Origin of the sequence: Stieleria maiorica, from assembly GCF_008035925.1 — a bacterium.
In the GTDB taxonomy this organism is placed as follows: domain Bacteria; phylum Planctomycetota; class Planctomycetia; order Pirellulales; family Pirellulaceae; genus Stieleria; species Stieleria maiorica.
This window is the reverse complement of sequence record NZ_CP036264.1, coordinates 4,014,472-4,032,633: the sequence shown is the minus strand read 5'-3', so window position 1 is coordinate 4,032,633 and position 18,162 is coordinate 4,014,472. Positions and strand designations below refer to the sequence as shown.

11 protein-coding genes are annotated in these 18,162 nt (G+C 58.6%); 5 read left to right on the top strand and 6 right to left on the bottom strand.

Features of this window, described 5'->3' with window-relative positions; translation table 11 throughout:
- Positions 1–70 precede the first annotated feature (70 nt).
- The 4 genes from Mal15_RS13850 (at position 71) to Mal15_RS13835 (ending at position 8,003) form a co-directional block, all read left to right on the top strand.
- The gene (locus Mal15_RS13850; RefSeq protein WP_147868313.1) at positions 71–2,374 is read left to right on the top strand and encodes a DUF1549 and DUF1553 domain-containing protein; all 2,304 of its coding nucleotides are present in this window, start codon (positions 71–73) and stop codon (positions 2,372–2,374) included.
- Between the two features lie 14 nt (positions 2,375–2,388).
- On the top strand, positions 2,389–3,753 hold the full coding sequence (locus tag Mal15_RS13845; protein ID WP_147868312.1) for a DUF1501 domain-containing protein: 1,365 nt from the start codon (positions 2,389–2,391) through the stop codon (positions 3,751–3,753).
- Between the two features lie 271 nt (positions 3,754–4,024).
- Entirely contained in the window at positions 4,025–5,095 is a 1,071-nt protein-coding gene (locus Mal15_RS13840) for an NHL repeat-containing protein (RefSeq protein WP_147868311.1), read from the top strand.
- 601 nt (positions 5,096–5,696) lie between these two features.
- Complete coding sequence (locus tag Mal15_RS13835) at positions 5,697–8,003, top strand: Calx-beta domain-containing protein (RefSeq protein ID WP_147868310.1); 2,307 nt, start codon at positions 5,697–5,699, stop codon at positions 8,001–8,003.
- Between the two features lie 85 nt (positions 8,004–8,088).
- Here the strand turns inward: Mal15_RS13835 and Mal15_RS13830 are convergent, their stop codons facing one another.
- The 5 genes from Mal15_RS13830 to Mal15_RS34660 form a co-directional block, all read right to left on the bottom strand.
- Positions 8,089–8,724, bottom strand: a complete 636-nt coding sequence (locus tag Mal15_RS13830) for a PEP-CTERM sorting domain-containing protein (RefSeq protein ID WP_167546805.1) — start codon at positions 8,722–8,724, stop codon at positions 8,089–8,091.
- A 931-nt stretch (positions 8,725–9,655) separates the two neighbouring features.
- Positions 9,656–10,390 (bottom strand): response regulator, encoded by a 735-nt coding sequence (locus Mal15_RS13825; RefSeq protein WP_147868308.1) that lies wholly within the window; start codon positions 10,388–10,390, stop codon positions 9,656–9,658.
- On the bottom strand, positions 10,387–11,529 hold the full coding sequence (locus Mal15_RS13820; RefSeq protein WP_147868307.1) for a two-component system sensor histidine kinase NtrB: 1,143 nt from the start codon (positions 11,527–11,529) through the stop codon (positions 10,387–10,389). Before Mal15_RS13820 ends, Mal15_RS13825 begins: the two co-directional genes overlap by 4 nt.
- Before the next feature lie 14 nt (positions 11,530–11,543).
- A complete protein-coding gene (locus Mal15_RS13815) occupies positions 11,544–13,013 on the bottom strand; it encodes an ATP-binding protein (protein ID WP_147868306.1) in 1,470 nt (489 codons plus the stop codon).
- Between the two features lie 232 nt (positions 13,014–13,245).
- Positions 13,246–13,593 carry a BON domain-containing protein gene (locus tag Mal15_RS34660; RefSeq protein ID WP_233903437.1) on the bottom strand — a complete coding sequence of 116 codons (348 nt, stop codon included), beginning with the start codon at positions 13,591–13,593 and terminating at the stop codon, positions 13,246–13,248.
- A 229-nt stretch (positions 13,594–13,822) separates the two neighbouring features.
- On the opposite strand from Mal15_RS34660, the gene Mal15_RS13805 reads away from it, so the two are divergent.
- Positions 13,823–14,965, top strand: coding sequence for a sensor histidine kinase (locus Mal15_RS13805; protein WP_147868305.1), 1,143 nt, complete (start codon positions 13,823–13,825; stop codon positions 14,963–14,965).
- Positions 14,966–15,055: 90 nt separating this feature from the next.
- On the opposite strand, the gene Mal15_RS13800 is transcribed toward Mal15_RS13805, so the two are convergent.
- Entirely contained in the window at positions 15,056–17,827 is a 2,772-nt protein-coding gene (locus Mal15_RS13800; protein WP_167546804.1) for an SHD1 domain-containing protein, read from the bottom strand.
- Positions 17,828–18,162 lie beyond the last annotated feature (335 nt).

The following is an 18,162-nucleotide window of genomic DNA, read 5'->3' as shown; positions in this document are numbered from 1 at the left end:
GCCTGCTCGCGATTAGGGACGCCTTCAGACGCCCCACCTGCTGACGAACCCGCCCGCTGACGAAATCGATATGTTCCGCACGCTTGCCCTGCCGCTGCTTGCCACGATCGTCTCCACACTACCGGTCGGTCGCCTTCTTGCCGAACAAGTCCCCCCGGTTGGTGCCGTCCCGGAATTCACGACCGATGTCATGCCAGTGCTTTCCAAGGCCGGGTGCAACCTGGGAACCTGTCACGGCAACCTGAATGGCAAGGGCGGATTGAAGCTATCGCTGCGCGGCCAAGACCCCCAGTACGATTACCAGAGGTTGGTTCGCGCGGCCAAAGGGCGTCGCGTCAATGTCGCGGCACCGGAGCTGAGTTTGTTCTTGCAAAAGGCATCCGGCGGCGTACCCCACGGCGGTGGAACTCGCTTCACGACTGACTCCCCCGCGTACCAATTGCTTACGCGTTGGTTGCGCAGCGGTGCCAACGGTCCATCGTCTGAAGCGCCGACACTGGTGCGGTTGGAGGTGCAACCCGAACAAGCGATCGTTTCGGACCCCGAACGTGAGCTTCCGATTCACGTCAGCGCGACCTTTTCCGATGGCACGACGCGCGACGTCACCGACACGGCGTGTTACGAACTATCCAACCTACACGCGACCGTGGATGCCCACGGCGTGGTCTCCCGCCACCGTTATGGTGAAACGACGTTGATCGTGCGTTACTTGCAATTGCAACGTCCCGTTCCGATCGCGTTTATCGAGTCGCGGCCCGATTTCGTCTGGAGCGATCCGGATCCGCACAACGAAATTGATCGGCACGTCTTTGCGAAACTGCAGCGTTTGCGAATCAATCCGTCCGTGGTGTGTGACGACACGGTGTTTGTGCGTCGCGCCTATTTGGATGCCATCGGACGCATCCCGACGGCGGACGAAGCCCGGGCGTTCGTGGCCGATTCGACCGCCGACAAACGGGATCGACTGGTCGATCGGTTGCTCGCGCTACCGGAATTCGCCGACTTCTGGGCGTTGAAGTGGGCCGACGTGCTGCGTGCCGAAGAGAAGGTTCTTGATACCCAAGGCGTCAATGTCTTTCACAGTTGGATCCGGGACTCCATCGCCGCGGGACGTCCGCTGGATCAGTTTGTCCGCGAGCTGGTGACGGGAACCGGAAGCACATTTAATCAACCCTCGGCCAACTATTACCGTGCTAACCGAGATCCATCGACGCGCGGTGAAACCACCGCCAGATTGTTCCTGGGCACGCGTTTGCAATGCGCCAAATGCCACAATCATCCATTCGATCGCTGGACGCAAGACGATTATTACCAGTGGTCGGCGCTGTTTTCACAGATCGACTACGAGATCGGCGAAAACAAGCGGCAGGACAAGCTGGACAAAAACGAATTCGCCGGTGATCAAACTGTCCTGGTTGCCAAGATGGATGAAGTTCGCAACCCGACCACCGACCAGCTCGCTCCGCCAACCTTTCTCGGCGGCGACCGGCTTGGCGAGTCGGCGTTAAAAGACCGCTTGGCTGCAACAGCCGAGTGGTTAACCGCACGCGAGAACAAACTGTTTGTCCAATCCCAAACCAATTTCATTTGGTACCAGCTGATGGGGCTGGGGCTGGTGGACCCGATCGATGACTTTCGTCTGACCAACCCGCCCAGCAACCCACCGCTGATGCAGTGGCTGGCATCGCATTTCGCCGACAGCGGTTTTGACGTTCGCAGTTTGGTCGGCACGATCATGAAGTCCCGTACATATCAGCTCTCCTCGGAACCGAACGAAACGAACCGGAACGACAACACCTGTTACTCACGCGCCTACGTGCGGCGTTTGCCGGCGGAAGTCATCCTGGACATGCAAAGCGACGTGTTGGATTCGCCTGCCAGCTTCCTCGGCTATCCGGCGGGAATCCGGGCGGTGCAGATCCCGGGCGTGCAAAGCAAGTTGGCCCGCCGGAACTCGCCCGAAGCCGGAGACCGATTTTTGAAAACGTTCGGCAAACCCGATCGGATATTGGCGTGCGACTGTGAACGGTCCGATGAAACCACCCTCAAACAGGTCTTTGTTTTGATCGGCGAAGGGCTGAACGATCGCCTGGCGTCGCCGAATAATCGAATCGCCCGGCTGGCAATGTCCAAACGGACCGACGCGGAAGTCGTCGACGAACTTTATTGGGCAGCTTTGTCGCGGGCGCCGACCGAAGCCGAACAGGCGGCCGCACTCCGAATGATCAACGGTCCGAATCGCAATCCCGCGTCTTCTTGGAAAGATGTTGTGCGAGCGGTCGTGGCCAATCCGTCAGGTGACAAACGGGCCGACGCGTTGCAAGACATTGCCTGGGCGTTGATGAACGCGAAAGAGTTTTTGTTCCGTAAATAGAATCGGTGAACAGCATGGCAATTCCCCCACTCAATCGGCGTTCGGTCCTGCGTGTCGGCGGCGCAGGCATGCTCGGTTTGACAATGCCCAAACTGTTGCGGGCGGCCGAGCAAGCGACGTCGATCAAGCCGCGAGCCAAATCGGTGATCTTTCTGTTCCAGTGGGGCGGCCCCAGCCAGCTGGACACGTTCGACATGAAGCCCGATGCGCCCGAATCGGTCCGCAGCCCCTATCGACCGATCGCGTCGAGTGCCGACGGAATTCAGGTTTGTGAGTTGCTGCCCGAGACGGCCAAACGGATGCACCACGCGACGCTGATCCGCACGATGACGCACACGATGAAAAACCATGCATCGGCGGGCTACTATGCGCTCAGCGGTCACGAGCCCCCCAGCGACGACCAACGTTTGCGTGATTCGCTGGATTTGTATCCCGCCTACGGCAGTGTCGTCGACCATTTGAGCCCCAATCGAAACGGGATGCCGACCTCGGTGGCCTATCCCCATGTCATTCGCGACGGTTCGATCGTTCCTGCCCAACACGCCAGTTTTTTGGGAAAACGACATGACCCGCTATTGTTCTTGGAAGATCCGAATGATCGGAACTTCAAGCTTCCCGAGCTGAGTCTGCCACACGGGCTTTCCGTCGATCGACTGCAGCGGCGGCGTGAGATGCAGCGATTGGTCGACGCGCAAACGCGATTGCTGGAGTATTCCGACCAGGCGCGGGGATTCGACGACTATTACGAGCGCGCGATCTCGATGCTGACGTCCGACCGTGTTCGCAAGGCGTTCGACCTGTCGGCGGAGAAAGAATCGGTCCGCGACCGTTACGGCAGAACGACCTATGGGCAGAGCTGTTTGATGGCCCGGCGTTTGGTCGAGTCCGGCGTCAAGTTCGTGACCGTTTACTTTTCCGCCAGCATCGGCGGCCGCCGCGTCAACGACGGCGGTTGGGACACGCACGGATTCGACAACACGCGCATGTACAAGATCGTCGACAAATACCAGTTGCCGATCACCGATCAGACCTTACCGACATTGTTGGACGACCTTGAAGAACGCGGATTGCTTGACGAAACGCTGGTCGTTTGGATGGGCGAATTCGGACGCACGCCAAACATCAACAAGAACCTTAGCCGCGACCACTGGCCGCAGTGCTACACCACGCTGTTGGCCGGCGGCGGCGTCAAGGGCGGCTACGTGTACGGAAAATCCGACCAGCACGCCAGCCGACCTGCCGAGAACCCGGTCAAACCCGAGGACTTGGCCGCGACGATCTACTACCTGCTGGGCATCAACCCGACGACCGAAATCTACGACCGTAACAATCGGCCCTTGATCATCGGCGGCAACACCCTTCACGACGTGATCGCCTGAAGGGACCGTCTAGCTTGGGGCGATGCTTTTCTCGCGGTACGATGGCCCTTCCGGGCCGTCGCCCGTGGGGCTCAGCGCGACGACCTAGAAAGGACGTCGTACACCCATCCACCGACCACCTCTTGCCCAATCGGCCGGATCATTTGGGTTTTTCGCGTTTCGCCTCTGTCCTAAGCTGGACGGTCGCTAAAGGCTAGACACCCATCTGCGACGGTGGGGTAGACTGCTGGTTCCCACGTGCCCGCTTTCTTCCCCAGCCACTGAATCGGTCATGCCCACAAAACATTCCCGAAGAACCTTCGTCGCCGCCGGTGCGGCAGCGATCACCGCTCCGGCCATCCTGACGTCCAAACGATCTGCCGCCCAAGGCGTCATTGGCAACGGTGACTATCAGTTTCGATGCCAACACCATTGGCCGCAGCTGCCGGACCAGTATCACTGGCAAATCACGCACAACGTCACGATGGACGACGCGAATCGTTTGTATGTGATTCATGAGGGCGATGCGGGCAAACCCGATCACCCGTCGATCTTTGTTTTCGATGACGAAGGACGGTTCGTCAAAGCGTTCGGTCAACAGTTCCAGGGCGGTGGTCACGGACTGGACGTTCGGATCGAAGACGGCACTCCGTACTTGTACGTCAGCGGCTATCAACATCTGAAGACGATCGCAAAACTGACGCTCGATGGCGAAGTGGTTTGGCAAAAGTACGCGCCGATGAAATCAGACCGCTACGCCGAAGGTGAAGCCAGCGATCCCAAGAAAATCTGGGGCCGCGACCGGTTCATGCCGACGAACTTTGCCTTTCTGCCCGACGGAGACTTTCTGTTGGCCGACGGATACGGCGCGTACTGTATCCATCGCTACGATGCCGACGGGAATTGGAAAGGCCATTTCGGTGGCGCCGGTACAGGAGCAGGAACCTTCAACCTGCCGCACGGGATTTGGGTCGATGATCGCGAGGGAATCGATCCACGCATCGTCGTCGCCGACCGCGCCCATCACACGTTGCAGCTATTCGACATGGATCAGCAGTACACGCAAACCATCGAAGGGTTCGGCTTGCCCGCCAACGTGGACACGCACGGTGAATTGATGCTGGTTCCGGAGTTGGTCGCCAGGGTGTCGCTGTTGGACCAGAGTTACCGAACGGTGGCGACGCTGGGGGACGATCGACAGCGGGTGTCGGCTGATAAAAAGCGAACGATTCGCGCCGACGAGTCTCAATGGCAGGGCGGGAAATTCGTGCATCCGCACGACGCCTGTTTCGACCACAACGGCGACATCATCGTCGCCGAATGGGTCGCCACTGGACGTGTGACCAAGCTGACCCGCGTGTAGCCGGCAAGTAATCGGCGTCGGGGCCGTCAGCTTAGGACGATCGCCTCCCTGAGGACGATCGCTCTGGCGGGCCGTCGTCCTCGTCCAACTGTCGATCGTGAACGACGGGTCGTACCACCGTCTCGCACAGTCGCGCTGAATTCTTCGCCTATCTGTCGGAGCAGACACTCTCCCCCAGCCCGGCTGGCATCTTGCTCACATTGCTCAATGTGCGTGCAAGTGCTGCGCTGTTGGCGGCATTGCATTGGCGTTGCGGGGCTCGCCGAGACTCTCTAAAGGTGCTTCAATCGAAGCCCGTCCCGCGCGTCGCGGACAGAAGTTTCGAAAGTTATTTCCATGTCTTCCGGGGAAGCATGTGAGGCGAAGACTGGGTGCTAGTCAATTTGGTGGACGCCCCCAGAAGGAACGTGACGTAGAGTTTCCATCGGTTAGCCAATCGCTGCCGAATGCGCAACGCACGACGCGTTTCCTACACTTCTCCGCTCCTCCCCCCAACTGACCGGCACCTATCATGCGAACGCCTGACCGAAGCACCGCACGGAATCGACGAGTACGCGCATCTCTCCGACGCCGCCACGAGATTCAAGTGTTGGAGAAACGCATGGTGCTCAGTGCCATGTCGGTGGTCGAAAGCCACCACCACGAATCGGGCTATCACGAGGACGCCTTGGGAAACGCTTACCATGCGCTTCCGTTACCGGCTGGCGAGGTTGAAGCCGCGACGGGTGGTTCCGGCGAATCGCTGGGCGCTGCGGCGCCCCTGGAAGACACGTTCCGACTGCACAGCAACCCCGGTGCATCGCACACCATCTTTCTGGATTTTGATGGATACACGACCTCGGGGACTTCGTGGAACAGTTTCACCGGCGGCACGGACATTGTGACGCCCGCGTTTAGCTTTTCTGGCGACGCATCATTCGATGACACGGAACTGTCAAGGATCCACGCGATCTGGCAGCGCGTGGCGGAGGACTTTGTTCCGTTCGATGTCGACGTGACGACGGAAGAGCCTTCGATCGATCGTCTGATTCACAGCGGATCGGGCGATACGGCGTGGGGAGTCCGAGTCGTTGTCGGTGGCAACGGATCGTGGTACGGCAATGCAGGCGGCGTCGCCTATCTGGGTTCGTTCAATTGGAACAGCGACACACCCGTCTTCGCCTTTGAAGACGCCTTGGGCAACGGCAACGAGAAATACACCGCCGAAGCGATCACCCATGAAGCCGGTCACGCGCTCGGGTTGAACCATGACGGTCGCACGTCACCCTCGGAGGGCTATTACCAGGGACACGGAAGCGGTGCGACCGGATGGGCGCCGATCATGGGTGTTGGGTACTACAAGGAGTTGACCCAGTGGAGCCGAGGCGAATACGCGTACGCAAACAACACGCAAGACGACCTTGCGATCATCACGGGAAACAATGGCTTCGGTTATCGCGCCGATGACCATGGCGATACGCGGGCGACCGCATCGGTGCTGTCTTCCGATCAGGGCGCGGTGATTCAAGCGGGAATTGTCGAACGCAACGACGACGACGACCTGTTCACGTTTCTGACCGACGCGGGAACGGTCAGTTTTGACGTCACGCCTTTTGAACGTGGACCGAATTTGGATATCTATGCCGCGTTGCTCGATGCCACCGGGGCGTTGATCGTCGCATCGAATCCGGTCGGCTCGCTATCGGCCACCTTGTCGGCGACGTTGGCCGCCGGACAATACTACGTTCAGGTCACCGGCGCCGGGCAGGGCGACGCACTCACAACCGGCTACACCGATTACGGCAGCCTGGGTGCATACACCATCAGCGGTTCGATCGTGCAAACGAATGCGGGTTACGTCAGCATCAGTGCGACCGGCGCGGATCAATCCGAAGGCGATTCGGGGCCGAAGTCATTCACGTTTGAGGTGACGCGGAGCGGCGATACATCGTCCGCAGCCGATGTGGCCTGGTCGGTCAGCGGCAGCGGTTCGTCCGCCACCGACGCAGCGGACTTCATCGGCGGTGTGCTGCCCGGTGGAATCGTCGCGTTTGCTGCGGGCGAGACTCTGAAAACGGTTACCGTCGATGTTGCCGGAGACACGGACTTCGAGGCCGATGAGATGTTCATGGTCACGTTGTCCGATGCGACGGCGGGAACACTGATTGCCACATCGACTGCCGAGGGGACGATTCGCAACGACGACAGCGCCCCCGCGACGCCCGGCATCACCGTCACACCGACCTCGGGTTTGACGACCAGCGAAACCGGAGGCACGGCGGTGTTCAGCGTCGTGCTCGACTCGGCCCCCACGGCCGACGTCACGATTTCTCTCTCGTCGAGCGATTCCAGTGAAGGCATCGTCGATCAAACCACGTTGACGTTCACGCCGGACAACTGGGACAGCCCTCAAATCGTCACGGTCACAGGCGTTGATGATACCGTTCGTGATCGTAATGTTTCGTACGTGATTCAAACCGGAACCGCGCAAAGCAGCGACGCGACGTATGACGGTTTGGATGCCGATGACGTCCAGGTGACCAACCAGGACAACGAAAAAGGCAAAGGCGGCAGCGGCGGCGGTGATGACGGCGGCGGGGGCAAAGGCAATGGGAAAGGGAAGAGGAAAACACCTGCGGCCGCAGCCAAGGTTGAAGCCGTGGTTCACTTCGATTTTCTGAAGTCAACCGATGAATCGCATCAACAAACGGATTCCTCTGAACAACAGTTGATTCCCCACCTTGTTGGACACTTGAAGCCATCGGTGATCCACGTTGCGCATTTCGATGAATCGAGTCTGGCGCGGACCAGCGATGATTCAACCGAATCCGAAGCAAATGCGAAATCGAACCCTACGGAGACGAGCTTGTCAAAAAACGCGCTCGATGGGTTGTGGTCAGTCATCGGCCGCGATTTGAGCAGCCGATGACGTGAATTGGCGTAGTGCCTCGTGACGTCCTTCCTGCTGCGTCACGATTTCCAAGGTGAGTTCGCTCAAGCGAACGTGGTGTCAATCATCGAACTCTCATTCGGCGGCGGCGCGTAACCAATCCACAGATGCCCAATAAACCACAAACCATCATTGAGGTTGGTTCAGGTACCGGTCCTGGGATTGGCGGTGGAACAAGCGTCGTTGACTGCCCCCAGATTTGGAAGCCGGAGATACCTTTGGGATCCTTGGTAGGATCAGGATTACCGTTTTGGTCAATATGCGGAAAAACGACGTTCGAGAAATGGATGTCCATTTGCCCGTCCCAGCCGAGTGCCAAATTGCCGAAGGCATTTGACAAGTCCCAGACCACAAAACCAGCGGTCCCGTCTTTTAGAACGGCCCACAACGGCTGAGTCGGATCAGCGATCGGCGAGCCCCCGTTCCATCGAAGCGTACCGCTTATCCAGTCCCCCCCCGAAACGACCTTATTCACCACGTCGTAGTTACCGCTCAGAGAGCCAGATTCGGCACCGTCGTTCTTGTAAAGTAGCGACCCGATATCGTTTAACGCCGCGTTCAAGTAAGCGGAATCCTTTCCACTCGCCGGTGTCGTGTCATAGTTTATCGCGTCCAGGATAACCTGCTCTGCCCCAGAGCCAACCGGATTGCCCGGGACCAGATCGGGCTGCACTCCCGTGGCGCCCGGCGGATCGATCATGTTGCTGTTGTCGAGAGTGATGACTCCCGCCGACGCAGACGAGACGACTCCAAGAACGAGGAGCAATCCGGCCGCACACGATTTGTGCCAGACTCGCAATCGATGAGAACCACCGACTCTTCGTATCGTGGAACATTCAGTTCCAATGGCGATCACATTTCCCATTTTTGTTTCCCTGATTTACCCGTGTCGTTCAATTTGATTTAGGAACCAATCGTGGTAGTCATTGGATGGGGACCTTTGCCAACGTGTTCGGCATTGGCTGGGGAAGCCGGAGCCATTTGGGGCGTTTCACAGCACGCGTTACGTGGGGACGCAACGCGGTAAACTGCGCGGCTGTGACGGCCTGCGTCTGAGGAGCGTGATCGCGCACCTCCATCGACCACGTTACATCAAGAGATACATTCGTGTGAACGTTAGGGGATTGGCCTTCTTCCTCCGGCATCCACTCCGAGATCGTCATGGCGTCAGAATTTAAACCGATCTCGATCCTACTGTTTGATACGACCACACCTGCCAATGCTTGGTGTGAGCAAAGCAAAAGAATGCTTAGTGTCGGTAGGTAAAGAAGTGATCGCACAGTTCACCGCAAACGTTGACGGTTTACTCGATCGTGCCCCTACATCATTTGTGGAGGCGAGCGGACCAGGGTTCTTCAGGGGCGTCCAACCACTGCTCTCCAGGAGGAGAAGGCTAACAGCAAAACACCATTGTAGAGGTCCCGTGCACTGAAACAACTGTCGACATGAATATTTTTGTACAGTTTTTGTCAATCACTCGGCTACGCATAGCACCCGATGCGCCTGCATTTTACCCCGCCCCCCTGCTCTTCCCTGCTTGCCATTCAACGCCGGCAATGTTGCTGCAATTTTTTAAGTCAGCGATTCCTCTCCAGGCATTTCATACGTGGCCGCGGCGATGATCCCATCATTCAATTCCGGCCGGTTTCGGATTCGATCATGGTCAGCAATTGTTCGACGTCGATGGGTTTGGCGCAGACGGCGTTGACGATTTGGTCGCCCAGTTCTTCGTAGGCGTCGGCGGCGGTTTTCTGGTCGCCGCTGACGATGATGGTGCGGGCTTCCGGGATCGCGCGGTGGATCCGGCGGATCACCTTGCGGCCGTCTCCGCTGCCGAGTTTCAGGTCGACGATCGCGACCTGATACTTTGAATCGGCGGCTCGGGAGATCCCTTCGGCTTCACTGTGGGCCAGTGCGACGCGAAAGTGCTTGAGGTTCAAGATCTGCCACAGCGATTGGCAGAATTCTTCGTCATCATCGACCACCAACACGATCGGCGCGGTGGCGGCGCGGGAGAGTTTCTCCAACAGATCGGGAATGTCGACGGGTTTGCGAAGCACGTCCCAGGTGCCGGCGTTCTTTGCTTGTTGGGCGCCGTCGCTGCCGGCCCAGGCGGTGATCATGATGGCGGCGATGGAGGGCTGTAGCTTTTTGATCTCGCGATAGAGCGAGGCGCCGTCCATGCCGGGCATTTGATAGTCCAGCAGGACCACGTCGAAGCGGCTTTCGCGGATGCAGCGCAGCGCCGCTACACCGTCTTCGGCCGTTGTGGTTTGGTACCCGAGGTCGCTGAGGATGTCGGAAAAATTGGCGCGGATATCGGCGTCGTCATCGACGATCAATACCCGCGATCCCCGCTCGTTCATGCTGTGTGTTCCGCTAAAAATGGTTTCAGGTGAACCGAAAAGGTGGTGCCTTTGCCGGGTTCACTTTTGACGTCGAGCCGCCCGTGGTTTTTCTTGAGGATGGCGACGGAAATTGCCAATCCCAGTCCCATCCCGCGCGCTTTGGTGGAGAAAAGTGGTTCGGTCACACGCGCCAAGTCGTCCGGCTGGATCCCGACACCGTTGTCGGTCACGTGGACCACGACGTTCTCCGAATCGGCCTGTCCGGTCAACGTAATCACTCCCCCATCGGGCATCGCGTCACGTGCATTGCGGAGCAGGTTACGAAAGACGATGGAAACTTGGTTGGGATCGATGCCGGCTTGTAAACCGGTGTCGGGCAGATCCAATTCGACCTGGATGTTTCGAGGCATCGAAATCGAGCAGACGATCTTGCGGAGCAAATCGTTGACATCACAGGGGATCACCGCCGGTTCCGGCATCCGCGCGATATCCGAGAGCGCCGTGATCACATTGTCGATCAACGAGACCTGCCGATCAATCCTCTCCAGATGTTCAGCGACTTTTTCTGGTGACGGATTTTGGACATTGCGCAGATAATAGACCGACGTGCGGACGGCATTGAGCGGATTGCGGATTTCGTGCGCGATGCCTCCGGAAACCTGGCCCAGCGTGGCCATTCGCTCGGACTTCAGCAGGTCCGCCTGCGCCGCTCGCAATTCCCTCGTTCGTTCCTGGACGCGTTGTTCCAATTGTTCGTTGGCTTGGGCCAATTGGTTCTGGACGTTCTTCAGATCGGTGATGTCACGCACGATTCCGGCGAACAAGATCTGGTCGCCGATCGACATCCGACTGACGGCCAAGTGCATCGGAAAGGTCGAACCGTCTTTGCGTTTGCCGACCACCTCGCGGCCGATTCCGATGATCTTTGCCTCGCCGGTCTTGAGGTAATTGCTCAGGTAGCCGTCATGTTGCTCCCGAAACGGGCTGGGCATCAGCATGTTGACGTTTTGCCCCAGCATTTCCTCCTTGGAAAAACCGAAAAGCGTGCTGGTTGCCGGATTGACCGTTTGGATGGTTCCTCGGCTATCGATGACGATGATGGCATCGACCGCCGCTTCCAGAATCGCCAACAGCACGGCTTTGTCTTGACTTTGCATCCGGCCTCCTTGGTTCATCGCTGCGACGACGTGTAGATCTCAACGCCGCAAGGTTTTTCGCGTGGCAGCTGAATCTCGAAGACGGCGCCGGTGGTTGAGGTGCGGGCCGAAATGGTGCCGCGATGGGCTTCGACAATCCGCTGACAGATCGACAGTCCCAGTCCGGTGCCGCTTTGCTTGGTGGTGAAGAACGGTTCAAACAGCTTCTCGAGTTGCTCGGCGGACATCCCCGGTCCATTGTCCTGGACCGTCAGCGTGATGTGTCCGTCCTCATGGGCACATTCCAATTCGATTCGGACCGGATCGTGACAGGCCGCCAGCGCGTTCTCGAACAGGTTTCGAAAGACTTGTTCCATCCGCAGCATATCGACTTCGACTTCGACGTCACAGGTTTCAATTTTTTCGACCAGTTGGACGTCACGGCTGGCATGGGACGCGGCGAGGTCGTCCCAGACCCGCCGCCAGATTTCGCACAAACGAATCCGGGTGGGACGCATCTGGATGGGCGCGGCGAACGACCGCACCTCTTCCAGCAAGCACTTGAGGTCCTCGGTGGCACGCTGGATCGCTTTGAGGTCATGCAGGGCATGTTGATTGCCGGCGAGTTCCAGCCCCAACATTTCTCCGGCCGCCTGAATCCGTTGCAGCGCGTTGCGACTTTCGTGCGCCAGAGCGGTCATCGTTTGTCCGATCGCGGCGAGTCGTTCGGCCTGCAGGGCCCGCGTTTGGGCGGCGGTCAGGTCGCTGATATCAACGCCGACGGCAAGTACCGACGTCACTTCGCCGCGGTGGTCCTTGAGCGTCGTGTTGGACCATCGCACGGGAAAGCGTCTGCCGTCTTTGCCGACGACCGCGTTGACCACGCCACGGGTGCGGACGTCATGGGCAGTCCGGAAGAAAACGTCTTTGACCCGCTCTCGTTCTTCCTGGGCAATGCAGGCGTCGAACCAGTCCTTTCCACGCAGGTCGTCCGGTCTCCAACCGGTCAGCTGTTCCAAATAGGGATTCAGTTGAACGACCTTGCCGTCCAGGTCCAAGACCAGCACGATCGCCTCGGCCGTGTCGAGCACCAATTCGGCAAACGCATGCTCTTTGGCCAACTCGGCTTCCAGCCGTTTTTTGTCCGCGATCCGCCGCACCGTGCTGCGCAGGTCATCCGGGATGATGGGTTTGATCACGTAATCGGTCACCCCCATCCGAAACGCCGTGATCGTGCTCTGCATGTCGGCGAACCCGGTGATCACGATGATGTCCGAGCCCCTGACCGTTTGGATCAGTTCGGGCAGCAAGTCCTCGATCAGCCCATCGGGCAATTTGCGGTCCGAAATCACGATTTGGAATGAGGCCCGGACGGCTTCGACCTTCGCCTCGGCCAGCGAACAGGCGCCGACAACGTGATGTCCGTCCAGTTCCAGAATATCGCAGAGGTTGTTGAGCGTATCAGCATCGTCTTCGATGATTAGAATGCTGAGCGGTTCGTTCATGGGCGCCGGCGACGGAAAAGAAGCGACATCATCTGGATTCTTGTGACGCTGCATCCTACACCGAAGCAAGGCCCCATTTCCAGGGTGTGCCCGACCCGTTCGCTACCTTGTCCCTAATCCCGGCAAGGGTCGTATGTGGTAGCGGAATCTGCCAAGAATTCCGGCTATTCCCGTGTAGACTGCTGCGAGTCGAAAGCCTTGGCGGCTTCCGCTACGCGTTTAAGGCCAAAGCCTAGCGATCGACCTCCAGCCGGTTGCAAATCTGCATCCCGATGGCGACCGGCAGCAGAGATTCTTGTGCCAGTTGTTTCTGGTAGAAACTGGAAACACGACCGCACAGAACGATCCGCCCGTCTTGGACGTCCACATCAACCTGTCGCAGCTCGGCCGATCCGGATTGTGCCAGTATCTCGCGATAGTACGTGTTCTTCCCTTGGGGATCAGCAGAATCCGGGGGATCGACTTGCGCCGAATCGGCGCCGCCGTTCGTCCCGCCAACCCGATCGTCTTGACGGCCCTTCGGGAGAACGTCCGCTGAATGCCCGCTCAAATTCAGATGGGTATTGGGTAGGGTCGCCATCACTGTTCACTCCTTCGACATGCTTGCACCGTTTTTGGCATGCCTTTAAGAAACCACAATTCGCCACAAATGTCAAAATCCCCCCTCTGCGAACCGCGTGCCCACTTGACAAAATCGCAACTTTTCCTCCGACCCGGACGCGCTGAAAAATTCTACTCTACGGGCGTTCGGCACTCCGCGTGCGGGGTGGGGGTCCGTTCACAAGACCTCCAACGCGGCATTTCCGATCATGAATGCGATCGCAAAACTCTTCTCCGACTCGTCGCTCACGCGTCAAGTGATGGAATTTTCCCCGACGGCGGTCGTGGTGGCGAATGATTCGGGCACGATTCTGTATGCCAACGAGAATGTGCAAAACTGGTTCGGATATGCGCGTTCCGAACTCACCGGGTCGACCCTGGACGGGTTGCTCCCGGAGATCGGGGAACGTGACGGACACGCACACCCGGCGCCCCCAGTGTCACATTCGGTTGCAGTTCAGCGACGGGGGGAAAGACAGCGGGTCGTCTGTAAAGACGGGTCCGAGGTCTTTGTGGATGTCACGCTGGTCCCGGTGGAGGAGCAATCCGAACCGCTGCTTTTGGCCAATCTGTCCAAGAGTGAATCAACAGCGATCGATGGGGAGCGATTGGAGTCCGAACGGCTGGACGCGATCGCGAAAATGATCAGCGGCCTGGCGCATGAAAGCCGCAACGCATTGCAGCGCGCCGTCGCCTGTCTGGACCTGTTGGAATTGGATTTCGCCGGCGAGGATCGTCAGCTGGAACTTTCAAGAAAGATTCGCCGATCGCTGTCGGACCTGCTGAGAAACTATGACGAAGTCAAGCGGTTCGCCGAACCGATCACGTTGAGCCGCACCGAGACCTATCTGGCACCGCTCTGCCGGGACGTCTTTATCGACTTGCAAAAACAATACAAAGCATGGGCCAACCAGATTGAATTCGTGTTTGAGCACGAAGGCGACGACGCCGCGCTGGTCGACCGCGGAAAGCTGGATGAAGTCTTTTGCTGTGTCCTGGACAACGCCTTTGACCAGCCACAGGATCCGGTCAGAATCCGCGTCGGATTTGAGCAGACCACGCTCGCGAATCAGCAGGCGGTGCGGATTTCCATCGGTAATGACGGGCGGCCGTTTCACGCCGAAGCGTTGGTTCGCGCCTTCGAACCGTTCTACACCACCAAACAGCACGGAACGGGATTGGGGCTTTCGATCAGTCGCCGAATCGTCGAGGCACACGGCGGACAGATTCAAGTCGGTAATCCGGACGCCGGGGGGGCGGAGATTGAAATCGTCTTGCCCCGTAACCTGACTCTGTCAGCTCGGTGCCAGCAAGGCTCGGTTTCTAAACCCGGCAAGCGTCGTATGTGGTAGCGGAATTCGCCAAGAATCTCGGCTTCTCTCGTGTGAGCTGCTGCCAGTCGAAAGCCTTGGCGGCTTCCGCTACAGATAGTGAGAGAAAGCCTAGTTGGCCTTGTCCACGAATCCATTGATGGTGATTTCGGTCGTCCCAAGGCCGTGTTGGTAGCGCGGGTACAACAGTTCTTCGGGCAGCTTTAAATCCTCGAACATGTCGTAGGAAGCACGCGATGACTTCTGCAACTCCGCACCGAGTGACCCGCCTTCCTTAAATGTCACAAAGGATGGCACGCCGCCTTGTTGGGTCCCCCAAGCGTATTGATCTCGATATCGGATTTCAGCTTTCTGGATCCAGGGCGTTACGCTGTGTTCTTCGGTCCCACCGCCGCCGGCGCGTCCGAAAGAGGTCAACTGGTAGGTGCGTTTGACCGGCTCGCCCGGGCCCGCCGAACCGGAAAGGATGACTTCCGAACTGGGGTCTTCGCGAAAGCCTCGCGTCGCCGCGGCGCGTCGAAGGCCTTGGGCGATCCGCGCGTCGCCGCTGGCTTCGATCCGCACGGCCAAGCCGGGTTTGAGCATCACCAGCGAGTTGGGATCGACCTTCTTCATCAATTCGATCGCATCGTCGTGGGGAACCGTCGCGACGCCGACAAGCCCGTGCGATTGCCCGGAGACATTGGTGGTTGCCGCGACCAACATTTGGCGGCCCAGCATTTGTCGCTCGGCGATCGTGACGCCTTTCCCGACGTAATTCCAAACGACCAACTTCAGTCCCGTGCTGTAGATCTGGCTGCCGGCAGAAATCCATCCGCCGGCCAATAAACTGATCGGAGTCCCCGGTCCGACGGCCAGTCCGCCTTGGCGAAGCGTCTTGGGCTGGCCGCCTTCCAGCAAGTCCCAGATTGAGATCTCGCCGCCGCTGATCGTCAACAGGAATCGGCCATCTTGGCTGAACCCGACGCCGCTGCCATAGGTTCGCCCGCCGCCCAGGTAAGCCAATTGCTGTCCGCTGTCGAGTTCGAACAGCCCGACGCCGCCGCTGTTGTCCATCACGGCAAAGTACCGCTCGCTGGGGTGAAGGTAGAAACGGTTCTCGTGCGCGCCGGAAATCGAATAGACGATCTCTCGCGTCGCAAAATCGTACAACGACACCGAGGCGTCGTTGCCCAACAGCAATCGACTTCCGCCGATCAGCTTGGCCATGTACTGCGAGCGTCCACCAAAGGACCCCTTGGATTCCGGGATCTCCCAACTCGCCTCGGCCCGTGCGCTCGTTTCGCCCACACCGACGCGATAGGTGCAAAACCGAATCGGCTGGCCCCAATACCCGCCGACCTGAACGCTCAAGAGCCTGGACTGCTGAGGCGAATAGTCGACGATCCGCTCGTCATCCAAAAAGACGGGGCCGTCGACCGCCGATTTTGACTTGGGGCTGGCCCAGTAGAGTCGCGTTTCGCCGCCATAGCGACTGCTGTTCTTGGAGTACGCGCCGACGGCAACCCATTGTGATTCGCCGCCGATCGGGATCGCCGCGGAAATCGAATCACTTTTGGAGATTGCAAAACCGGTTCCGCCGGTCCCAAAGACGGGTCGTTCGATTGCTGATGCCGAGATCGTCACCTGATCCAATCCCGGTGCCGAAGCGGCCAGCTGCAACTCCTGGCGGGGCGATTTGAAATCGAAGTTTCTCGGCCGCGGTGTGATGATCGGCGTTTCGGCTAGCAACCGTCGCAAGGTCGGATTCAGTTTCGAAATCTCGACCCGCGTGTCCGTCCCATCCTCCTTTCGAATCGTCACATGGGTTTCGTCGCGGCTGATGAAACGAGCGATCACGGTGAAGGAACCCGAGGCATCGGACCATTCCCGCCAACGCCCTTCGCCGTTGGGAAACCGAATGTCGGCCAGTTTGATGCGTTCGGTCAACTCGCGGCCATACCGCTTGAACTGCGCTTCGACTTCGCCGATCAAGACTTTGGTGACAACTGCGTCGTACCACTGGAACCAATACTTGACCTGGATTTGGTCGCCGACACGAACCGGATTGGCGCCATCCATTTTGTTTTCTTCGCCGGTGATGGGCGTCTTGGCCAGCAAGCTGCGCAGATTGGGCGCCAACAGTTCGATGGGAATGGTGACATCCGAGCCGTCCTCTTTGCGGATCGTGACCTTGTCCTGCGTCCGCGAGATGTAGCGTGCGACGACCTTGAATTTTTCCGACGCGTCGGTCCACAGACGCCAGTGTCCCTCGCCGCCCGGGAATCGGATTTCATTCAGCGGAAAGGTGCCTTCGCGTTTGAACGAACCGTAGTCGTAGGCGACTTCGACCTGCCCCGGCAGGACACGGTTGATCACGCCGGGGTACCACTTCGAAAAATACTGAACTTCGATTTGGTCTCCGACGCGCACCGGATTCGCGCCGTCGATCATGTTTTCGTTGCCGGTGACGGGGACCTTCAACACTTGCTTTCGCAAGTCGGACGCGAGCTTGTCGATCGGGATCTCCAGTTCCGACCCATCGGCCTTGCGGATTTTGACGTGTGATTCGGTGCGGGAGAGGTAGCGCGCTTGGACACTGAACTTTCCCGAACTGTCTTTCCAAATCAACCATGCTCCTTCCCCGTTGGGAAAACGCGTGTCCTCCAACGTGAATTCGCCCGTCGTCTTCGACCCGCTGCGTTCATACTCGGCCGTCACCTTGCCAGCGGCGTAGGACAGCACCGTCGCCGGATACCACGTTCGCAGCCAACGAACCTCGACCTGATCCCCCTCGCGGACCGGAGCGATCGTGTCGGCGGAGCGTTGAGCGAAGACGACGCCGGGCAGCAATGCCAGCAGGAGCACACAATAGATTGCTCGCAGAGCAACCGTGGAACACATCGGTTTCATCGAATTCAGCGGACAGCCGGAGAGACGAGATCAGGGAGAATCGCTCCAAGATAACCCACCCTGGACACGCGTTCCATTGGCAATTCGTTCCCTAGGCTCCGCCAGCTCAACACAGAACCTGTCGGCTCAAGCGTGTTTCGTTGATGAATTGCCAACGGCTTCGTTCCCGATTGAGTCAATTGGGAGCATCCGTTTGTCACCAGCTCAGGCGCACCTCATGATTCTGCCCCGAATCATTCTGCCCTCCCTCTCCGACGCGACAGAACGCCGTGGCGGGATGGAAATTTTGGAGGCAGGAAAATTGGCGGCACCAATCGCAAGGTGCA

Coding starts and splice junctions, on each gene's coding strand:
- Mal15_RS13840 (WP_147868311.1), top strand. CDS start 4,025: ATGCCCACAAAACATTCCCGAAGAACCTTCGTCGCCGCCGGTGCGGCA.
- Mal15_RS13845 (WP_147868312.1), top strand. CDS start 2,389: ATGGCAATTCCCCCACTCAATCGGCGTTCGGTCCTGCGTGTCGGCGGC.
- Mal15_RS13805 (WP_147868305.1), top strand. CDS start 13,823: ATGAATGCGATCGCAAAACTCTTCTCCGACTCGTCGCTCACGCGTCAA.
- Mal15_RS13850 (WP_147868313.1), top strand. CDS start 71: ATGTTCCGCACGCTTGCCCTGCCGCTGCTTGCCACGATCGTCTCCACA.
- Mal15_RS13800 (WP_167546804.1), bottom strand. CDS start 17,827: ATGTGTTCCACGGTTGCTCTGCGAGCAATCTATTGTGTGCTCCTGCTG.
- Mal15_RS13835 (WP_147868310.1), top strand. CDS start 5,697: ATGGTGCTCAGTGCCATGTCGGTGGTCGAAAGCCACCACCACGAATCG.
- Mal15_RS13830 (WP_167546805.1), bottom strand. CDS start 8,724: ATGATCGATCCGCCGGGCGCCACGGGAGTGCAGCCCGATCTGGTCCCG.
- Mal15_RS34660 (WP_233903437.1), bottom strand. CDS start 13,593: ATGGCGACCCTACCCAATACCCATCTGAATTTGAGCGGGCATTCAGCG.
- Mal15_RS13820 (WP_147868307.1), bottom strand. CDS start 11,529: ATGCAAAGTCAAGACAAAGCCGTGCTGTTGGCGATTCTGGAAGCGGCG.
- Mal15_RS13825 (WP_147868308.1), bottom strand. CDS start 10,390: ATGAACGAGCGGGGATCGCGGGTATTGATCGTCGATGACGACGCCGAT.
- Mal15_RS13815 (WP_147868306.1), bottom strand. CDS start 13,013: ATGAACGAACCGCTCAGCATTCTAATCATCGAAGACGATGCTGATACG.